This is a genomic window from Aminobacter sp. P4_H6_2, from assembly GCF_056400805.1.
In genome coordinates this window covers 17,420-35,114 of sequence record NZ_JBFUKO010000009.1, presented here as the reverse complement: position 1 = coordinate 35,114, position 17,695 = coordinate 17,420, and the positions used below count along the sequence as shown (strand labels likewise).

The window sequence follows — 17,695 nt, the reverse complement described above, 5'->3', positions numbered from 1 at the left end:
GTGGCTCGAAGCGGCGGTGACGCTTGCCGCCACGATGGCGCTCGCCGTCGCAAGCGAGGCTGCCGGTCTGACCTTTGCCGCGCCGCTGCTGCCGCTGCTGATTTCGCTTTATGTCGGGCTCGAAGGTGCCGCCTTGCGTATCGCCGCCCTTCGCCGTGCCGGCTGGCACCAGTGGGGCGTGATCKAGGCCGACAGCATCGAGGATGCCGAGACGCGCTACCTCTTCGCCGGTGAATCTGGCGACGAGCCTGCGCCGGCTGCTGTCACCATCTCCCCTGCCACGCCCCGGCCACAACCTGCTGGCGGAGCGCTCGGCCTGCTGCATTATCCCGGAAGACACTGACATGCGCGTTGCCATCATCGACTACGGTTCGGGCAATCTGCGCTCGGCGACCAAGGCCTTCGAGCGCGCCGCTCGCGAGGCCGGCATATCGGCCGAGATCGACCTGACCGCGGACGCCAAACGCGTGCGCACCGCCGACCGCATCGTTTTGCCCGGCGTTGGCGCCTATGCTGACTGCGCGCGTGGGTTGCGCGCCGTGGACGGCATGTGGGAGGCGGTCGAGGAGGTCGCGATCCACAATGCGCGCCCCTTCCTCGGCATCTGCGTCGGCATGCAGCTGATGTCGGAGCGCGGGCTCGAAAAGACCGTCACGCAAGGCTTTGGCTGGATCAAGGGCGACGTCAAGGAGATCACCCCGTCCGACCCGTCGCTCAAGATTCCGCAGATCGGCTGGAACACGATTCACGTGAAACATGCCCATCCGCTGTTCGATGGCATCGCCACCGGACCGACCGGCCTGCACGCCTATTTCGTGCATTCCTACCATCTCGACGCCACCGACGAGAAACAGGTGCTGGCGACCGCCGACTATGGTGGCAGGGTCACCGCCGCTGTGGAGCGCGACAACCTTGTCGGCACGCAGTTCCATCCTGAAAAGAGCCAGGCGCTTGGCCTTGCCCTCATCGCCAATTTCTTGAGGTGGAAGCCATGACTGCGAAGAAGGGCTACTGGATGGCGATGGTGGAGATCACCGATCCCGAGGCCTATCCGGCCTACATCGCGGCCAACCTAGCGGCGATCGCCCCATACGGCGCCAAGCTTCTGGTGCGCGGCGGCCAGTACGACCAGCCCGAAGGCCCGACCGGCAACCGCCATGTCCTGGTCGAATTCGAATCCTACGAACAGGCGATAGCCTGCTACCACTCTCCCGACTACCAGGAGGTGGTGAAGCTGCGGCACGCTGCTTCCGTCGGCAAGTTTGTCATCGTAGAAGGCGTATGAGCATGATCCTATTCCCCGCCATCGACCTCAAGGACGGCCAGTGCGTGCGCCTCAAGCTCGGCGACATGGACCAGGCGACCGTCTACAACGACGACCCGAGCGCCCAGGCTAAAGCCTTCGAGGACCAGGGTTTTGAGTGGCTGCATGTGGTTGACTTGAACGGCGCCTTCGCCGGCGAAAGCGTCAATGGTTCGGCGGTCGAGGCGATCTTGAAAGCGACCAAGAACCCGGTCCAGCTCGGCGGCGGCATTCGATCGCTCGACCATATCGAAAGCTGGCTTTCCAAGGGCCTCGCCCGCGTCATCTTGGGCACGGTCGCCGTGCGCGATCCTGAGCTGGTCAAGGAAGCCTGCAGGAAGTTTCCCGGCAAGGTCGCTGTCGGCATCGACGCCAAGGGCGGCAAGGTCGCCGTCGAAGGCTGGGCCGAAGCCTCGAGCCTCGGTGTCGTCGAGCTTGCCAAAAAATTCGAGGGTGCCGGTGTCGCCGCGATCATCTACACCGACATCGACCGCGATGGCGTGCTGGCCGGTATCAACTGGGATTCGACCATCGATCTCGCCGGGGCCGTGTCGATCCCGGTCATCGCCTCGGGCGGCCTCGCCTCAATCGCCGATATCGTGCGCATGACCATGCCGGACGCCAAGAAGCTCGAAGGTGCCATTTCCGGCCGTGCTCTCTACGACGGCCGCATCGATCCGACCGAAGCGCTTGCCATCCTGCGCGGCACGCTCAAGCCAGAGCCCGGACTGTTCGAGGAACGGAAATGACCCTCAAAGCCCGCGTAATCCCCTGCCTCGACGTGAAAGATGGCCGCGTCGTGAAGGGTGTCCAGTTCGTCGATCTGATCGACGCCGGCGACCCCGTCGAGGCCGCCAAGGCCTATGACGCTGCCGGTGCCGACGAGCTCTGCTTCCTCGACATCACCGCCTCGTCAGACAATCGCGAGACCATCTTCGACGTCATTTCCCGTACCGCCGAGCAGTGCTTCATGCCGTTGACCGTCGGTGGCGGCGTGCGCCAGGTTTCCGACATCCGCAAGCTGCTTCTGGCCGGCGCCGACAAGGTGTCGATCAACACGGCGGCGGTGAAGAACCCCTCCTTCGTCGCCGAGGCCGCCGACAAGTTCGGCAACCAGTGCATCGTCGTTGCCATCGACGCCAAGAGGGTTTCGGTGGCAAACGAGACTGACCGCTGGGAGATATTCACCCATGGCGGGCGCGAGCGCACCGGCATCGACGCCGTCGAATTCGCCCGCAAGGTCGTCGACCTTGGGGCCGGCGAAATCCTGCTCACCTCGATGGACCGCGACGGCACCAAGATCGGCTACGATATTGCGCTTACCCGCGCCGTGGCGGATGCGGTGCGCGCGCCGGTCATCGCCTCGGGCGGCGTCGGCAATCTCGACCACATGGTCGATGGCATCCGCGAGGGCCACGCGACGGCCGTGCTTGCCGCCTCGATCTTCCATTTTGGCACCTACACCATTGCCGAGGCCAAGGCCCACATGGCAAAAGCGGGTCTGCCGATGCGGCTCGATCCCATTGGCTGAGCTACCGAGGCAATGATGAGTGCATTCTCCCTATCCGACCTTGAAAAGATCGTCTCCGAGCGGGCGCGTTCGGGCGACGCCAATTCATGGACGGCCAAGCTCTATCAAAGCGGGATGGAACGCGCGGCCAAGAAGCTCGGCGAAGAGGCGGTCGAAACCGTCATCGCCGCGGTCAAGGGCGACGATAGCGCCCTCGTTTCGGAAAGTGCCGATCTCCTTTATCATTGGCTCGTCGTGCTGGCCGTTGCCGGCATTCCGATGGCGGACGTGATGGCCGAACTGGAGCGGCGCACCTCGCAATCCGGAATTGCCGAAAAGGTTTCGCGGAAGAACGAGAGCTGACCGCTGGTCAGGTCCCGCAGGGGAGGTTCGATGGATCAGCTCGCGCCGTCGGAGAAGTATTCGCCTTACTGGTTCTTCAAGGCCGAGCACTGGGCCGGCTTCGGCGCCGACATGTCGATGACCCTGACCAAGGACGAGGTCAGCCGGTTGAGCTCGATGTACGAGCCGATCGATCTTGAGGAAGTCAGGCGCATCTATCTGTCGCTGTCGCGTCTGCTTTCGGCCCATGTCGAGACCAGCCAGCAACTGTTCCGCCAGCGCCAGCGCTTCTTCAACTCCGAAAAGAAGGGCACCAAGACGCCCTTCATCATCGGCATGGCTGGATCGGTTGCTGTCGGCAAGTCGACCACAGCGCGTATCCTTCAGGAGCTGCTCACGCGCTGGCCGTCGAGCCCGAAGGTCGACCTGGTCACCACCGACGGCTTCCTCTACCCAAACGATGTTTTGCGGCGCGACAACCTGATGGAGCGCAAGGGCTTTCCCGACAGCTACGATGTCGGCGCCCTGCTGCGCTTCTTGTCAGGCATCAAGTCGGGCCAGCCAAATGTGCGGGCGCCTGTCTATTCGCATCTGACCTATGACGTCATGCCCGGCGAGTTCGTCACCGTCGATCGCCCCGACATCCTGATCTTCGAGGGCATCAACGTACTGCAGCCGCGCGAGCTGCCCAAGGATGGCAACTTCGTGCCGTTCGTCTCCGACTTTTTTGACTTCTCGATCTATATCGATGCCGACGAGCAGTTGATCCACGAGTGGTACATCGACCGCTTCATGCGGCTGCGCGAAACCGCCTTCCGCAATCCCCAATCGTTCTTCCATCGTTATTCGCAGCTGTCGGAAGATGCCGCCCGCGCCATCGCCGAGGGGCTGTGGGCCAACATCAACCTCAAGAACCTGCGCGAGAACATTCTTCCCACGCGCCCACGTGCCGATCTCATCCTGAAAAAGGGTGCGGGGCACCTCGTCGAGGAAGTGGCGATCCRCAAGCTGTGACTTTTAACCGGCAGGCGTTACCCGCCGCAGTGTCAGGTTGATCCGCCCGCCGTTCTTCAAGAGCGCCGACGTCATCGGATAGATGCGGTCGACGCCATGGAAGGCGAGCCGCCCCTCTCCGCCCAGCACGACGACATCGCCGCTCTCCAGCCTGAACGAAACCGTGCGGTCGTCGCGTTTGGTGCCCCCAACGCGAAACAGGCAGGCATCGCCCAGCGACACCGATACGACAGGCGCCGCAAACTCGCGCTCGTCGCGGTCCTGATGTAGGCCCATCTTGGCCGTATCGGTGTAGAAATTGACGAGACAAGCTTCAGGCGGATGCGGATAACCCGCAACCTCGCGCCATAGCGCCAGAAGCGCCTCGGGGATCGGCGGCCATGGCTCGCCGGTCACCGGATGGGTCGGCTGGTAGCGATAGCCACGCTCCTTGTCGGTGACCCAGCCGAGCGAGCCGCAATTGGTCATCCGCACGCTCATTTCCTTGCCGGTTTTCGGCATGGCCGGCGTGTAGAGCGGTGCCGCCTTCACCACCTCGCGTATGCTTTCGACCAAGCCATTCTGCACTTCCCGCGAGAGAAAGCCGGGCATATGGCGGACGCCTTTGGGCAATACGAGCACGGTCACCTACCTCGCCTGATCTGGCCGCCCAGAATGCCATCGCAAAAGCAAAACGGCGACCCGAAAGCCGCCGTTGCGCATGATGAAAGTTTGTATCAGGCCGTCGCGATTTCGGGGATGCGCAGCACCTGACCGGGATAGATCTTGTCGGGGTGCGTCAGCATCGGCTTGTTGGCCTCGAAGATGACGGTGTATTTCGACGCCTTGCCCTTGCCGTATTGGGCTTCGGCGATCTTCGACAGGTTGTCGCCCTTCTTGACCGTATAAAACACCGGGGCCTTGGCGGGCGTCGCCGCCTTCACCAACTCGGTCATGTCGACCTTGCCGTCGAGTTTGAGACTGGAATCCGGCGCCACCACCTTAAGCTCGTCGGCCTGCACCTTTGAGACGCCCAGCGTGTTGCCGACGGCAATGACCGCCTTTTCGAAGATCGACTGGTCTTTGACCACCCCAGTCAGCACTGCGGTGTCGCCCTTGACCACGACCTGGACGTTGTCAGTGCCGAGCTTGTGCGAATCGAGTTCCTTTTTCAGCGTGTCGGCGCTCGGAGCCTCATCATCGCCGAAACCAAGCTTCTTGCCGACATTCTTGACGAAATCGAACATGCCCATTCGTGATCTCCCTTGCTGTGGCAGTTGCTGGAGCTTGGCACCTGCAAAACCAAATTGGAAGCACGATCAGTGCTTGGCGTTTAATCGCCGTCGACCCGCCCGCGCAGCTTCTTGACTGTAGAACGCCCGGACTTGGACTTGAGGCGCCGTTCGACCGAGCCTTTTGTCGGCCGGGTCTTCTTGCGTGGCGGCGGTGGGGGCTCGGCGGCTTTGGCGACGAGTGCCGTCAGCCTTGCCCTGGCGTCGGCCCGGTTCTGCTCCTGGGTCCGATAGCGTCCGGCCTCGATGACGATGACGCCTTCCTTGGTGGCGCGCTGGCCGGCAAGCTTGATCGTGCGTTCGCGCACCCGTTCGGGCAGCCCCGGTGCGTTCGCGGCATCGAAGCGCAGCTGAACGGCGGTCGCCACCTTGTTGACGTTCTGGCCGCCCGGCCCCGACGAGCGGATGAAGTTTTCCTCGAGGTCATCGGGGTGGATGACCACGTCATTGGCTATGAAAATCTTGTCGTCGGCGCTCATGCGCCAAGTCATGCCGTGTAGCTGCCGAAAAGAAAAGGCCCGGCTTTTGGCCGGGCCTTGATCGTTACGTTTCGGAAGTCGCTCGGATTACTCGGCGGCTTCCCGGGTGCGTGGTGCGGCACCGCGCACGGCGGCGTCGACATGGCTTTCGAACTTGCCGAAATTGTCGATGAACATCGACACCAGCTTCTTGGCCTGGCGGTCATAGGCGGCAGCATCAGCCCAGGTCGAACGCGGGTCGAGGATCTTGCTGTCGACGCCGGGAACCGAGACCGGAACCGCGAAGCCGAAATTGGCGTCGGTGCGGAACTCGACCGAATTGAGCGAACCGTCGAGAGCCGCCGACAAAAGCGCGCGCGTCGCCTTGATCGGCATGCGCGAGCCCACGCCATAGGCGCCGCCGGTCCAGCCGGTGTTGACCAGCCAGCAGTCGACGCCGTGGTCGGCGATCAGCTGGCGCAGCAGATTGCCGTATTCGCTAGGGTGCCTCGGCATGAAGGGTGCGCCGAAGCAGGTCGAGAACGTTGCTTCCGGCTCGGTGACGCCGCGCTCGGTGCCGGCCACCTTGGCGGTGTAGCCCGACAGGAAGTGATACATCGCCTGTGCCGGGGTCAGCTTGGCGATGGGCGGCATCACGCCGAAGGCATCGGCCGTCAGCATGATGATGTTCTTGGGGTGGCTGGCGAGGCCGGTGGCGCTGGCGTTCGGGATGAAGTCCAGCGGATAGGCGCAACGGGTGTTTTCGGTGCGCGAGCCGTCATTGAAGTCCGGCACGCGGTTTTCGTCGAGGACGACGTTTTCGAGCACCGTGCCGAAGCGCCGGGTCGTTGCGAAGATTTCCGGCTCGGCTTCGGCCGACAGGCGGATGGTCTTGGCGTAGCAGCCGCCTTCGAAGTTGAAGATGCCGTCCGGGCCCCAGCCATGCTCGTCGTCGCCGATCAGCGTGCGCTTGGGATCGGCCGAGAGCGTCGTCTTGCCGGTGCCCGACAGGCCAAAGAAGATGGCGGCGTCGCCATCGGGGCCTTCATTGGCCGAGCAGTGCATCGGCATCACGCCGCCTGCCGGCAGGATGTAGTTGAGTGCTGTGAACACCGACTTCTTCATTTCGCCGGCATACTCGGTGCCGCCGATCAAAACGATCATGCGCGTCAGGTCGACGGCGATCAGCGTCTCGCTGCGCCCACCATGGCGCGCCTTGTCGGCGCGAAAGGACGGCAGGTCGATGATCGTCATCTTGGGCACGAAGCCCGCCAGTTCCCCCTCGTTGGGGCGAATGAGCAGGTTGCGGATGAACATCGAATGCCAGGCATATTCGGTGACCACGCGCGTCGGCAGGCACAGCGAGCGGTCGGCGCCGCCGATCAGGTCCTGCACGAACAGGTCCCTGTCGGCCGCATGCGCCAGGAAATCGGCATGCAGGGCGTCGAATTGGGCCCGGGTCATCGCGTTGTTGTTGTCCCACCAGACCTGAGCCTCGGTGTTTTCGTCGCGCACTACAAACTTGTCCTTGGGCGAGCGGCCGGTGTACTGGCCGGTGTCGGCGACAAGCGCGCCATGCGCCGTCAGCTTTGCCTCCCCGCGGCGGATCGCCTCTTCGGCAAGCAGTGCCGGGCCAAAGTTGTAACGGACGGTACCCGAGGTTTTGAGCCCTGCCGTTTCAATCCCGCAATTGGGATTGCGCTTACCGATTTCCGACATCCGGGAACCCTCGTTCGATTTGACGCCAATGTCCGGTCTGCGGGCCGGACGCCGCTGTCCCGAGGGACTGAAGTCAGCCAGAAACAGAAAAACCGAGCGATTTCAAATCTTTAATCGATTTAAAAATTTTGAAATCTATCTAAATCGTTTAAAAGTCGGGGAAGGGCCGAGCGCTGCCCAGGAAGCGGGCAGGTTTTTTGTTCGAGGTTCCGCACAGGCACCCCATATAGAGTGGGCACCGGTCGTGGCGGTTGCGCTCCTGGCGATCGGAGGGTATGCCACATTTTGTACCTAATTTGTCCTGCAAAAGCCCTGCTCGAAGCAGGAAGGGACACCCGCTCATGAGGGAGCCGCAGGAAATGGCAACGATCGCGCTTGTCGACGACGACCGCAACATTTTGACATCGGTTTCGATCGCGCTCGAGTCCGAGGGCTACCGGGTCGAGACCTACACCGACGGTGCTTCGGCACTTGAAGGCTTGGCCGCGCGTCCGCCGAACCTCGCCATCCTCGACATCAAGATGCCGCGCATGGACGGCATGGAGCTGTTGCGCCGGCTGCGCCAGAAGACCGACCTTCCGGTGATCTTCCTGACCTCCAAGGACGATGAGATCGACGAGCTGTTCGGCCTCAAGATGGGCGCGGACGATTTCATCCGCAAGCCGTTCTCGCAGCGCTTGCTGGTCGAACGTGTGCGCGCCGTCCTGCGCCGGGCCAGTGCCCGCGAAGCAGGCGTCAAGGCGCCGACCCAGCAGGCGCGCTCGCTTGAGCGCGGCCAGCTGGTGATGGACCAGGAACGCCACACCTGCACCTGGAAGGGCGAGCCGGTCGTGCTCACCGTTACCGAATTCCTGATCCTGCACTCGCTGGCGCAGCGTCCTGGCGTCGTCAAAAGCCGCGACGCTTTGATGGATTCGGCTTATGATGAGCAGGTCTATGTCGATGACCGCACCATCGACAGCCACATCAAGCGCCTGCGCAAGAAGTTCAAGGCCGTCGATGACGACTTCGAGATGATCGAAACGCTCTACGGTGTCGGCTACAGATTCCGCGAAGCGTGATATCGGCGGGGGCTGAGATCACATGGCGATGGAAGCAGAGATCAGCAAACCGGCGGCCGTTGCAAAACGACCGCGCGGACGCCTGCTGTTTCTCGACCGGGCCAGGATCCGGCTCGGCCGCCTTCTCGGCCACTACTTCTTTTCGAGCCTTACCCGCCGCATCCTGTTTCTCAACCTGGCTGGGTTGGCGGTTCTGGTCGCCGGCATCCTCTATCTCAACACGTTCCGCGACGGCCTGATCGGCGCCCGTGTCGAGAGCCTGATGACGCAGGGCGAGATCATCGCCGGTTCCATTGCCGCCTCGGCGACCGTTGAAACGGATTCGATCAGCATCGACCCCGAAAAGTTGCTCGAACTGCAGGCCGGCGAAACGCTCGGCCCCGGCTCCGACCAACTCGACAGCCTCGACTTTCCGATCAATCCCGAACGCGTCGCGCCGCTGCTTCGCCGACTGATCTCACCGACCCGCACCCGCGCGCGCATCTATGATCGCGATGCCAATCTGCTGCTCGATTCGCGCCGTCTTTATTCTCATGGCCAAATCCTTCGCTACGACCTGCCGCCGGTCGAAGAAGAGCAGCCGACCGTCTTCGAGCGGGTGCAGAAATTCGTCTTCGGCTTTTTCCGCGACAACGCGCTGCCGGTCTACAAGGAGCAGCCCGGCGGCAACGGCGCGGCCTTCCCCGAAGTCGTGCAGGCGTTGACCGGTGGACCGGCGACGATCGTCAGGGTCAGCGAACAGGGCGAGCAGATCGTCTCCGTCGCCGTTCCGATCCAGCGTTTCCGCGCCGTGCTTGGCGTGCTGATGCTGTCGACCGAAGGTGGCGACATCGACAAGATCGTTGCCGCCGAGCAGAAGGCCATCCTGCGCGTCTTTGGCGTTGCGGCCCTGGTCACTGCCATTCTTTCGATGCTGCTGGCATCGACAATCGCGACGCCCCTTCGCCGTCTTTCCGCCGCAGCCAATCGGGTTCGCCGTGGCGGTAAGAGCCGCGAGGAGATCCCTGATTTCTCCGACCGCCAGGACGAGATCGGCAATCTGTCGGTCGCCATACGCGACATGACCAACGCGCTTTATGCTCGCATCGAGGCGATCGAGAGTTTCGCCGCCGACGTTTCGCATGAGCTCAAGAACCCGCTGACCTCGCTGCGCAGCGCGGTCGAGACGCTGCCGCTGGCCAAGAATGAAAGCTCACGCGAGCGTCTGATGGAGATCATCCAGCACGACGTCCGTCGCCTCGACCGCCTGATCACCGACATCTCCGACGCATCCCGCCTCGACGCCGAACTGGCGCGTGAGGATGCCGGCAAGGTCGACCTCAAGAAGTTCATCAGTGACCTGGTTTCGGTGTCGCGCGAGACCAGCCGCCACAAGAAGCCGGTCGAGATCGCGTTCAATGTCGCCAAGTTGCCGCCTGGGGTGAAGAACTACAATATCGCCGGCCACGATCTGCGTATCGGTCAGGTCATCACCAACTTGATCGAAAATGCCCGCTCCTTCGTGCCCGATGACCATGGCCATATCGCCATTTCGCTGGCGCGGGTCGGCAAGTTCAACGTCGTCACGGTCGAGGACAATGGCCCCGGCATCCGCGCGGAAAACATAGATCGCATCTTCGAGCGCTTCTATACCGACCGGCCCGCCGGCGAAGCTTTTGGCCAGAATTCGGGCCTGGGCTTGTCGATCAGCCGCCAGATCGTGGAAGCCCATGGCGGCACGCTGACGGCCGAAAACATCACCGGCACCAAGCCGGGCGAGATCAAGGGCGCCCGCTTCGTCGTCGCCTTCCCCGCGGAAAGCTGATCCGTGCCCACCAACATGCATGCCACGGCGGTTGTGCTCGGCGATCGCGGCGTGCTGGTGGCCGGACCGTCAGGCTCCGGCAAGAGCGCGCTGGCTTTGGCGCTGGTCGAAAAGACCCGCGCCTCCGGCCGTTTCGCCCGGCTGGTATCCGACGATCAGGTCTTTCTTTCAGCACACCAAGGCAGGCTTGTGTGCCACGCGCCGTCAACGATTGCCGGCCTTGTGGAAGTTCGCGGGCTCGGCCCCGTCCCTGTCGAACATGAGGTTGCGGCAGCCGTCGACCTGCTTGTCAGGCTTGTGCCGGCAAATGAAATGCAACGGTTGCCCGAGACAGACAGTGAGCTTCTCTTGGGTTGCAGCGTTTCCAGGCTGATGCTCGCGGAGCGGGAAATCGGTGCGGCTGTGCCTGCCATACTGGCCCTGCTCGGCAATGGACTCTTCGCCTGAGCCTGCCCATTATTTTTGCTGCATTGCGTCAAAATGCCATGTCGTGCTGAAAATTGGGGCTTGTAAACGCCCTCGCCGTCGACAAGATAGCGCTCCCGCCCCCCGCGAAGGCGGCAAAAATACTGCGCGGTTGTGAAAGTGCCATGACGGGAGCCATGACAGAATGATCGGACTCGTGCTTGTAACGCACGGTCAACTGGCTGAGGAGTTCCGCCACGCGGTGGAACACGTCGTCGGACCGCAGGAGAATTTCGAGACCGTTTCGATCGGGGCCGATGATGACATGGCGCAGCGTCGCAGCGACATCATCAATGCCGTTGCGCGTGCCGACACCGGTACTGGCGTGGTCGTTCTGACCGACATGTTCGGCGGCACACCCTCCAACCTCGCCATTTCGGTGATGGAAGCGGGGCGCGTCGAGGTCATCGCCGGCATGAACCTGCCGATGCTGATCAAGCTGACCAGCGTACGCAAGGCCGACAACATGTCGGGCGCCCTCGATGAGGCGCAGGCAGCAGGGCGGAAATACATCAATGTGGCAAGCCAGGTGTTGAGCGGCAAATGAGCGGCATGCCCTTCTCGGCCGAAGACGGCCACGTCGTCCGCGACCTCGCCATCGTCAACCAGCGCGGCCTGCATGCTCGCGCTTCGGCCAAATTTGTGCAGATCGCCGGCGAATTCCAGGCGTCGGTCAGTGTCGAAAAGGACGGAATTTCCGTCGGCGGCACCTCCATCATGGGCCTGATGATGCTGGCCGCCAGCCCCGGCTGCACCATTCGCGTCACCGCGAGCGGTCCAGAAGCCAATGAGGCGATGGAAGCGCTGGCGACACTGGTTGCCGCCCGCTTCGGCGAGGAATGCTGATCGCCTGCGCATGACCCCGAAAAGTGGTCTCACTTTTCGGAAAGGCTCATGCGCAAATGGAAGAACGGTGCGCTGAGCGACATGCACGAATAAAGATTTCTTTATGTCCCATTTACGATGGCTGCCTGATCTGGTAGTCAGGCCGCTCTTTCGCGCGCCCTCTCAAGGCCTCCCGCGCCGGCGCGCAGTCAACAGGAATCGGAGCAAGCCATGACGGGTAGCAAGGATTATCTGGTCGCCGACATTTCGCTCGCCGGCTGGGGTCGCAAGGAAATCGAGATCGCTGAAACTGAAATGCCGGGCCTGATGGCCACCCGCGAGGAGTTCGGCGAGAACAAGCCGCTCAAGGGCGCGCGCATCTCCGGCTCGCTGCACATGACCATTCAGACGGCGGTGCTGATCGAGACGCTGAAGGAACTCGGCGCCGACATCCGCTGGGCTTCGTGCAACATCTTCTCGACGCAGGATCACGCAGCCGCCGCGATCGCCGAAGCCGGCATCCCGGTCTTCGCCGTCAAGGGCGAGACGCTTGAGGAATACTGGCAGTACACCGACCAGATCTTCCAGTGGACCGACGGCGGCGCCACCAACATGATCCTCGACGATGGCGGCGACGCCACCATGTACATCCTGATCGGCGCCCGCGCCGAAGCAGGCGAGGACGTGCTGTCCAACCCGGGCAGCGAAGAAGAAGAGATCCTGTTTGCTCAGATCAAGAAGCGCATGGCGGCAACGCCGGGCTTCTTTGCCAAGCACAAGGCCGCCATCCGTGGCGTCACCGAAGAGACCACGACCGGCGTCAACCGTCTCTACCAGTTGCAGAAGAAGGGCCTGCTGCCTTTCCCGGCAATCAACGTCAACGACTCCGTCACCAAGTCGAAGTTCGACAACAAGTATGGCTGCAAGGAATCGCTGGTCGACGGCATCCGCCGCGGCACCGACGTGATGATGGCCGGCAAGGTCGCCGTCGTCTGCGGTTATGGCGACGTCGGCAAGGGTTCGGCAGCCTCGCTCCAGGGCGCTGGCGCTCGCGTCAAGGTCACCGAGGTCGATCCGATCTGCGCGCTTCAGGCAGCGATGGACGGCTTTGAAGTCGTCACCCTTGAGGATGCTGCTCCGACCGCCGACATTGTCATCACCACGACCGGCAACAAGGACGTCATCACGCTCGACCATATGCGCCTGATGAAGGACATGGTCATCGTCGGCAACATCGGCCACTTCGACAACGAGATCCAGGTCGCGGCACTGCGCAACCTGAAGTGGACCAACGTCAAGCCGCAGGTCGACATGATCACCTTCCCAGGTGGCAAGCGCATGATCCTGCTTTCGGAAGGCCGTTTGCTCAACCTCGGCAACGCGACCGGCCATCCGAGCTTCGTCATGTCGGCGTCCTTCACCAACCAGACGCTGGCCCAGATCGAGCTCTGGACCAAGCCCGGCCAGTACAAGAACGAAGTCTATGTCCTGCCCAAGCACCTCGACGAGAAGGTCGCGCGCCTGCATCTCGACAAGCTCGGCGCCAAGCTGACCACGCTGAGCGACGAGCAGGCATCTTATATCGGCGTCACGCCCAAGGGCCCGTTCAAGCCGGAACACTACCGCTATTAACCATAGCGTATAAACCTACAACATGTTGAAGCCGGGCGATTGACTTTCGCCCGGCTTCTCTTTTTGCGCAAACGCCTTCTTCACGACGATTCGCCTAGCGGCTATTGTGGCGTGATTCGCCACGCGCCCGTTCTCGGCGGGAATTTTGGGGCGCTTCAGGGCGGTCTTGCATTCAGGCGGCGGAGAGGAACAAGACATGCCGGGGGAATACCCGCTTCTAGCGGGACAGGCCGTTTCCGGCGGCCACCAGGATTCGCGTATGGCCCCTTCGAGCGCCAGATGGCAGACCGTGCGCCGGCTCGGCAGCCGCGTTGCTGTCGCTCTGCTCGGCGCCACCGCCCTTTGCACGCCTTTCGGATTTGCCCATGCCCAGCAGGCCGCAGTCGCCGGTCTGCCTGTCGGCACTGCCGATGTCATCCAGATCGCAACGTTTGTCGGCGTCATGGGCGCCGCCCTGATCTCGGCTGTCGCCCTGATCCGCGAAAAAGCGCGTATGGGCGCAGAAAATGCCGAGCTGCGCGGGCGTGTCGCCGACCTCAACGCTTCGCTCCAGCGCTCCGAAGCCCTGCTCAATCTACGCGACCAGCGCGTCATTGTCTGGGCCAGCGAAAACAAGAAGCCCGAGCTCGTCGGTTCGTTACCGATCGAAACCGGAGCGCCGGATGAGCGCGCAGCCTTCCTCGGCTTTGGCCGCTGGCTGATGCCGCGTTCGGCCGCAGCGCTCGAAAACGCTATTGCTGCCTTGCGCGACAAGGGCACCGCTTTCGAGCTGATCGCCGAGACCCATGCCGGGGCGGCCCTTGAAGTCCAGGGCCGCAAGAGCGGCGCCCATGTCATTGTCCGCTTCATCTCGATCTCCGAGGCGCAGCGCGGACAGGCACGGCTGAAGCTTGAGAACCAGCGCCTCGGCGCCGAATTCGAAACGCTGGTCGCCCTGATTGACGCCATCGACATGCCGTTTTGGATGCGCGATGCCGATGGGCGCCTGAAATGGGTCAACAAGGCTTTCGCCAAGGCCGTCGAGGCGGTGGATTCCGCCGCCGCCATCCGCGATGGCAAGGAGTTCCTGGGCACCCAGTCGCGCGAGGCCATTGCTCAGCAGCACCTGTCGCGGCCCGTGTTCCAGCAGACGCTGTCGACCGTCATCGACGGCGACCGCAAGATGTTTGCCGTGACCGATGTGGTCGGCAAGGAAGGCTCGGCCGGCATCGCCGCCGACATGAGCGCTGCCGAAGCCATCCGCGAGGAATACATCCAGGTCGTGCGCAGCCACTCTGACACGCTCGATCAGGTCGCGACTGCGGTTGCCACCTTCGACGCCAACCAGAAGCTACGTTTCTACAACAACGCCTTCCAGAAGCTCTGGGACCTCGACGCCGGCTACATCTCAAGTGCGCCCGACAATGCGCTGCTGCTCGATCGCCTGCGCAGCGAACGCAAGCTGCCAGAGCAGCCGGAATGGCGGCGCTGGAAGGAAAACCTGCTTTCCGCCTATCGCGCCGTCGAGCCGCAGGAGCATCTGTGGCACCTGCCCGACGGCCGCACCATCCGCGTCGTCGCCAACCCCCAGCCCAAGGGCGGCGTCACCTGGGTGTTCGAGAACCTGACCGAGAAGATCGATCTCGAAAGCCGCTACACCACCGCCGTGCGTGTGCAGGGCGAAACCCTCGACAATCTCGCCGAAGGCGTCGTCGTGTTCGGCCCCGACGGCCGCATCCGCCTGTTCAATCCGGCGTTCGGCCAGCTGTGGGGTGTCTCAGCGGAGGCGCTGCGGCAGAGCACGCACATCTCGGCGATCCGCGCCGAATGCGACACGCGAGCCGAGCAGAGCCCATGGGGCGATTTCGTTGCCGCGGTCACCGGTTTCGACGAGCGTAGCGACCGCCACGGCCAGACCGAGCTCAGGAACGGTTCGGTGCTTCAGCACGCGGTCATCCACCTGCCCAACGGCCAGGTGATGCTGACCTTTGTCGACGTCACCGACAGCGTCAATGTCGAGCGCGCACTGAAGGACAAGAACGAGGCGCTGCAACGCGCCGACCAGATCAAGAACGAGTTCGTTCAGCACGTTTCCTACGAGCTGCGTTCGCCGCTGACCAATATCATCGGCTTCACCGAGCTTCTGTCGCTGCCCGGCACCGGGCCGCTGTCGCAGCGCCAGCGCGAATATGTCGAGCATATCGGCTCGTCGTCGGGCGTGCTTTTGACCATCGTCAACGACATCCTCGACCTCGCCACCGTCGATGCCGGCATCATGCAGCTCGAGATCGCCGAGGTGCATGTCGATCGCTCCATCGAGGCCGCAGCCGACCTCGTCGCCGACCGGCTGGAAGAGCATTCGATCAAGCTTGCCATCGAGACCAGAAGCGCGCCCAAGAGCTTCAATGGCGACGAGACGCGTGTCCGCCAGATCCTGTACAATCTGCTCAGCAACGCCGTGAACTATGCGCCTGCCGCAAGCACCATCACGCTGACTTGCCGCCAGCTTGCCGAAGGTGTCGAATTCTCCGTCCACGACGACGGTCCGGGCATGCCGCCGGAGGTGCTTGACACGATGTTCCAGCGCTTTGAATCCCGCGTCAACGGTGGCCGCAAGCGCGGCGCGGGCCTTGGCCTGTCGATCGTCAAGAGCTTCGTTGAACTGCATGGCGGCTCGGTCCGCATCGACAGCGGCAAGGATCTCGGCACCACTGTCATCTGCCTGTTCCCAGACGTGCCCGCTGGCGTCCGGGTTGCGGCGGAGTAGACCCTTTGATGACGGCCAGATCGCTGGAGCTTTTCCTCCCCGACGATGTCGCGACCACGCGGCTTGGCGAGGATCTGGCACTGGCGCTCAAGGCTGGTGACGTGCTTCTGCTCGACGGCGATCTGGGTGCGGGCAAGACGACCTTGGCGCGTGGCCTGATCCGCGCGCTGGCCAGCGATCCGATGCACGAAGTGCCGAGCCCGACCTTCACCCTGGTGCAAAGCTACGACACGCCGCTGCCGGTGCATCATTTCGATCTCTATCGCCTGTCTTCGGCTGACGAGCTGGAAGAGCTTGGCTTCGATGAAGCGATAAGTTCGGGCGTGGCGCTGGTCGAATGGCCCGAGCGCGCGGCGGACGCCATGCCTGCGACAAGCCTGCGCATCGCGCTCGACCATGAGGGCGATGGCCGTCGGGTGACGATATCAGGTAGCGGTTCCGCCTTCGACCGTGTTGCCCGTTCGCTWGCCATGCGCGCGTTTCTCGTGGCCTCCGGCTGGGGCGAAGCCCGCCGCGCCCGCTTCATGGGCGACGCTTCGGCCCGCGCTTATGAGACGGTGACGCGCGACGACAGCGAACCGCTGGTTCTAATGAACGCGCCGCGGCTGGTGCTTGGCCCGCCGGTGCGCGATGGCAAGCCTTACGCCGAGATCGCCCATACCGCGCAATCGGTGGCGGCCTTCGTCGCCATCGACCGCGCGCTCGCTGCTGGCGGTGTTTCGGTGCCCGGCATCGTCGCCCAGGATCTGGACCAGGGCTTTTTGCTGCTCGAACACCTCGGCACTGGCGCTTTCCTTGGCCCAGACGGCGAGCCCGTTGCCGAACGCTACGCCGCCGCTGCCGAATTGCTGGCAATGATTCACGGGAAACATTGGCCTGATCGCATGGAGGCTGCCGCTGGCGTCTTCCATGATGTGCCGCCTTTCGATCGTGACGCATTGATGATCGAGGTCGACCTGCTGGTCGACTGGTATGTGCCAGCAGTCACAGGCGCGCCGGCCTCCGAAGCGCTGCGCGACGGCTACCATGCCGCCTGGAACGCTGTCTTCGACCGACTGTCGGACAAGCAATACGGCCTCGTCCTGCGCGACTATCATTCGCCCAACATCATCTGGCGCGATGATCGCGCGGGCCGTGACCGGCTCGGCATCATCGATTTCCAGGACGCGCTGATCGGACCCGTCGCCTATGACGTCGCTTCGCTAGCCATGGACGCGCGCATGACGGTTTCACCGGAAATCGAACACAGCACCGTCGACGCCTATGTTGCCGCGCGTCATGCCGCCGGTACGTTTGATGAGGGCGCGTTTCGCGAGGCCTACGCCATCATGGCAGCACAGCGGAATTCCAAAATCCTCGGTATCTTCGTCCGCCTCGACCGGCGCGACGGCAAGCCGCAATATCTGAAGCACCTGCCGCGCATCCGCGATTATCTCAGCCGCGCGCTCGCCCATCCGGCACTCGCCGAACTCAGTGATTTCTATCGCGAAAATCGCCTGCTCGAGGAGTTCGATACGTGAGCAGTGCGAAGATCCCGTCCGTCGC

19 protein-coding genes are annotated in these 17,695 nt (G+C 63.0%); 15 read left to right on the top strand and 4 right to left on the bottom strand.

The genetic code is table 11. The features are described from left to right. From AC1DUU_RS01800 to coaA, 7 genes are all read left to right on the top strand, one after another. On the top strand, nt 1–343 hold a 343-nt coding region (locus tag AC1DUU_RS01800; RefSeq protein WP_476781693.1), incomplete at its 5' end, for a DUF2628 domain-containing protein. 1 nt (nt 344) lies between these two features. Beyond that, nucleotides 345–995 carry an imidazole glycerol phosphate synthase subunit HisH gene (gene hisH / locus AC1DUU_RS01795; protein ID WP_476781692.1) on the top strand — a complete coding sequence of 217 codons (651 nt, stop codon included), beginning with the start codon at nt 345–347 and terminating at the stop codon, nt 993–995. After that, nucleotides 992–1,285: a DUF1330 domain-containing protein gene (locus AC1DUU_RS01790; RefSeq protein WP_476781691.1), complete on the top strand. Its 294-nt coding sequence runs from the start codon at nt 992–994 to the stop codon at nt 1,283–1,285. Before hisH ends, AC1DUU_RS01790 begins: the two co-directional genes overlap by 4 nt. Nucleotides 1,286–1,287: 2 nt before the next feature. Continuing rightward, on the top strand, nt 1,288–2,052 hold the full coding sequence (gene hisA / locus AC1DUU_RS01785; RefSeq protein ID WP_476781690.1) for a 1-(5-phosphoribosyl)-5-[(5-phosphoribosylamino)methylideneamino]imidazole-4-carboxamide isomerase: 765 nt from the start codon (nt 1,288–1,290) through the stop codon (nt 2,050–2,052). Further along, on the top strand, nt 2,049–2,834 hold the full coding sequence (hisF, locus tag AC1DUU_RS01780; protein ID WP_476781689.1) for an imidazole glycerol phosphate synthase subunit HisF: 786 nt from the start codon (nt 2,049–2,051) through the stop codon (nt 2,832–2,834). The genes hisA and hisF overlap by 4 nt, the downstream gene beginning before the upstream one ends. Nucleotides 2,835–2,849: 15 nt before the next feature. Continuing rightward, the gene (locus tag AC1DUU_RS01775) at nt 2,850–3,176 is read left to right on the top strand and encodes a phosphoribosyl-ATP diphosphatase (protein WP_476781698.1); all 327 of its coding nucleotides are present in this window, start codon (nt 2,850–2,852) and stop codon (nt 3,174–3,176) included. A 30-nt stretch (nt 3,177–3,206) separates the two neighbouring features. Beyond that, nucleotides 3,207–4,169 carry a type I pantothenate kinase gene (coaA, locus tag AC1DUU_RS01770; protein WP_476781688.1) on the top strand — a complete coding sequence of 321 codons (963 nt, stop codon included), beginning with the start codon at nt 3,207–3,209 and terminating at the stop codon, nt 4,167–4,169. 3 nt (nt 4,170–4,172) lie between these two features. Here the strand turns inward: coaA and AC1DUU_RS01765 are convergent, their stop codons facing one another. From AC1DUU_RS01765 to AC1DUU_RS01750, 4 genes are all read right to left on the bottom strand, one after another. Beyond that, nucleotides 4,173–4,790 carry an alpha-ketoglutarate-dependent dioxygenase AlkB family protein gene (locus tag AC1DUU_RS01765; RefSeq protein WP_476781697.1) on the bottom strand — a complete coding sequence of 206 codons (618 nt, stop codon included), beginning with the start codon at nt 4,788–4,790 and terminating at the stop codon, nt 4,173–4,175. A gap of 95 nt (nt 4,791–4,885) precedes the next feature. After that, nucleotides 4,886–5,401, bottom strand: a complete 516-nt coding sequence (lysM, locus tag AC1DUU_RS01760) for a peptidoglycan-binding protein LysM (protein WP_476781687.1) — start codon at nt 5,399–5,401, stop codon at nt 4,886–4,888. An 80-nt stretch (nt 5,402–5,481) separates the two neighbouring features. Further along, entirely contained in the window at nt 5,482–5,919 is a 438-nt protein-coding gene (gene arfB / locus AC1DUU_RS01755; protein ID WP_476781686.1) for an alternative ribosome rescue aminoacyl-tRNA hydrolase ArfB, read from the bottom strand. Between the two features lie 87 nt (nt 5,920–6,006). Further along, nucleotides 6,007–7,617 carry a phosphoenolpyruvate carboxykinase gene (locus AC1DUU_RS01750; protein WP_476781685.1) on the bottom strand — a complete coding sequence of 537 codons (1,611 nt, stop codon included), beginning with the start codon at nt 7,615–7,617 and terminating at the stop codon, nt 6,007–6,009. 359 nt (nt 7,618–7,976) lie between these two features. On the opposite strand from AC1DUU_RS01750, the gene AC1DUU_RS01745 reads away from it, so the two are divergent. From AC1DUU_RS01745 to tsaE, 8 genes are all read left to right on the top strand, one after another. Beyond that, complete coding sequence (locus AC1DUU_RS01745; protein WP_476781684.1) at nt 7,977–8,678, top strand: response regulator transcription factor; 702 nt, start codon at nt 7,977–7,979, stop codon at nt 8,676–8,678. A 28-nt stretch (nt 8,679–8,706) separates the two neighbouring features. Further along, nucleotides 8,707–10,482 carry a stimulus-sensing domain-containing protein gene (locus tag AC1DUU_RS01740; protein ID WP_476781696.1) on the top strand — a complete coding sequence of 592 codons (1,776 nt, stop codon included), beginning with the start codon at nt 8,707–8,709 and terminating at the stop codon, nt 10,480–10,482. A gap of 3 nt (nt 10,483–10,485) precedes the next feature. Continuing rightward, nucleotides 10,486–10,929, top strand: coding sequence for an HPr kinase/phosphorylase (locus AC1DUU_RS01735; protein WP_476781683.1), 444 nt, complete (start codon nt 10,486–10,488; stop codon nt 10,927–10,929). Between the two features lie 163 nt (nt 10,930–11,092). Continuing rightward, the gene (locus AC1DUU_RS01730) at nt 11,093–11,494 is read left to right on the top strand and encodes a PTS sugar transporter subunit IIA (RefSeq protein ID WP_432285855.1); all 402 of its coding nucleotides are present in this window, start codon (nt 11,093–11,095) and stop codon (nt 11,492–11,494) included. After that, entirely contained in the window at nt 11,491–11,793 is a 303-nt protein-coding gene (locus AC1DUU_RS01725; protein WP_476781682.1) for an HPr family phosphocarrier protein, read from the top strand. Before AC1DUU_RS01730 ends, AC1DUU_RS01725 begins: the two co-directional genes overlap by 4 nt. Before the next feature lie 210 nt (nt 11,794–12,003). Beyond that, complete coding sequence (ahcY, locus tag AC1DUU_RS01720; RefSeq protein ID WP_476781681.1) at nt 12,004–13,404, top strand: adenosylhomocysteinase; 1,401 nt, start codon at nt 12,004–12,006, stop codon at nt 13,402–13,404. A 196-nt stretch (nt 13,405–13,600) separates the two neighbouring features. Then, nucleotides 13,601–16,150 (top strand): ATP-binding protein, encoded by a 2,550-nt coding sequence (locus AC1DUU_RS01715; RefSeq protein ID WP_476781680.1) that lies wholly within the window; start codon nt 13,601–13,603, stop codon nt 16,148–16,150. Nucleotides 16,151–16,158: 8 nt separating this feature from the next. After that, on the top strand, nt 16,159–17,670 hold the full coding sequence (gene tsaE, locus AC1DUU_RS01710; protein ID WP_476781679.1) for a tRNA (adenosine(37)-N6)-threonylcarbamoyltransferase complex ATPase subunit type 1 TsaE: 1,512 nt from the start codon (nt 16,159–16,161) through the stop codon (nt 17,668–17,670). Nucleotides 17,671–17,695 lie beyond the last annotated feature (25 nt).

Excerpts from the sequence above, each read along its gene's own strand:
- hisH (WP_476781692.1), top strand. The coding sequence starts at position 345 with ATGCGCGTTGCCATCATCGACTACGGTTCGGGCAATCTGCGCTCGGCG.
- AC1DUU_RS01730 (WP_432285855.1), top strand. The coding sequence starts at position 11,093 with ATGATCGGACTCGTGCTTGTAACGCACGGTCAACTGGCTGAGGAGTTC.
- lysM (WP_476781687.1), bottom strand. The coding sequence starts at position 5,401 with ATGGGCATGTTCGATTTCGTCAAGAATGTCGGCAAGAAGCTTGGTTTC.
- hisA (WP_476781690.1), top strand. The coding sequence starts at position 1,288 with ATGATCCTATTCCCCGCCATCGACCTCAAGGACGGCCAGTGCGTGCGC.
- AC1DUU_RS01775 (WP_476781698.1), top strand. The coding sequence starts at position 2,850 with ATGAGTGCATTCTCCCTATCCGACCTTGAAAAGATCGTCTCCGAGCGG.
- ahcY (WP_476781681.1), top strand. The coding sequence starts at position 12,004 with ATGACGGGTAGCAAGGATTATCTGGTCGCCGACATTTCGCTCGCCGGC.
- AC1DUU_RS01715 (WP_476781680.1), top strand. The coding sequence starts at position 13,601 with ATGCCGGGGGAATACCCGCTTCTAGCGGGACAGGCCGTTTCCGGCGGC.
- AC1DUU_RS01750 (WP_476781685.1), bottom strand. The coding sequence starts at position 7,617 with ATGTCGGAAATCGGTAAGCGCAATCCCAATTGCGGGATTGAAACGGCA.
- hisF (WP_476781689.1), top strand. The coding sequence starts at position 2,049 with ATGACCCTCAAAGCCCGCGTAATCCCCTGCCTCGACGTGAAAGATGGC.
- AC1DUU_RS01740 (WP_476781696.1), top strand. The coding sequence starts at position 8,707 with ATGGAAGCAGAGATCAGCAAACCGGCGGCCGTTGCAAAACGACCGCGC.
- AC1DUU_RS01745 (WP_476781684.1), top strand. The coding sequence starts at position 7,977 with ATGGCAACGATCGCGCTTGTCGACGACGACCGCAACATTTTGACATCG.
- arfB (WP_476781686.1), bottom strand. The coding sequence starts at position 5,919 with ATGAGCGCCGACGACAAGATTTTCATAGCCAATGACGTGGTCATCCAC.
- AC1DUU_RS01725 (WP_476781682.1), top strand. The coding sequence starts at position 11,491 with ATGAGCGGCATGCCCTTCTCGGCCGAAGACGGCCACGTCGTCCGCGAC.
- AC1DUU_RS01790 (WP_476781691.1), top strand. The coding sequence starts at position 992 with ATGACTGCGAAGAAGGGCTACTGGATGGCGATGGTGGAGATCACCGAT.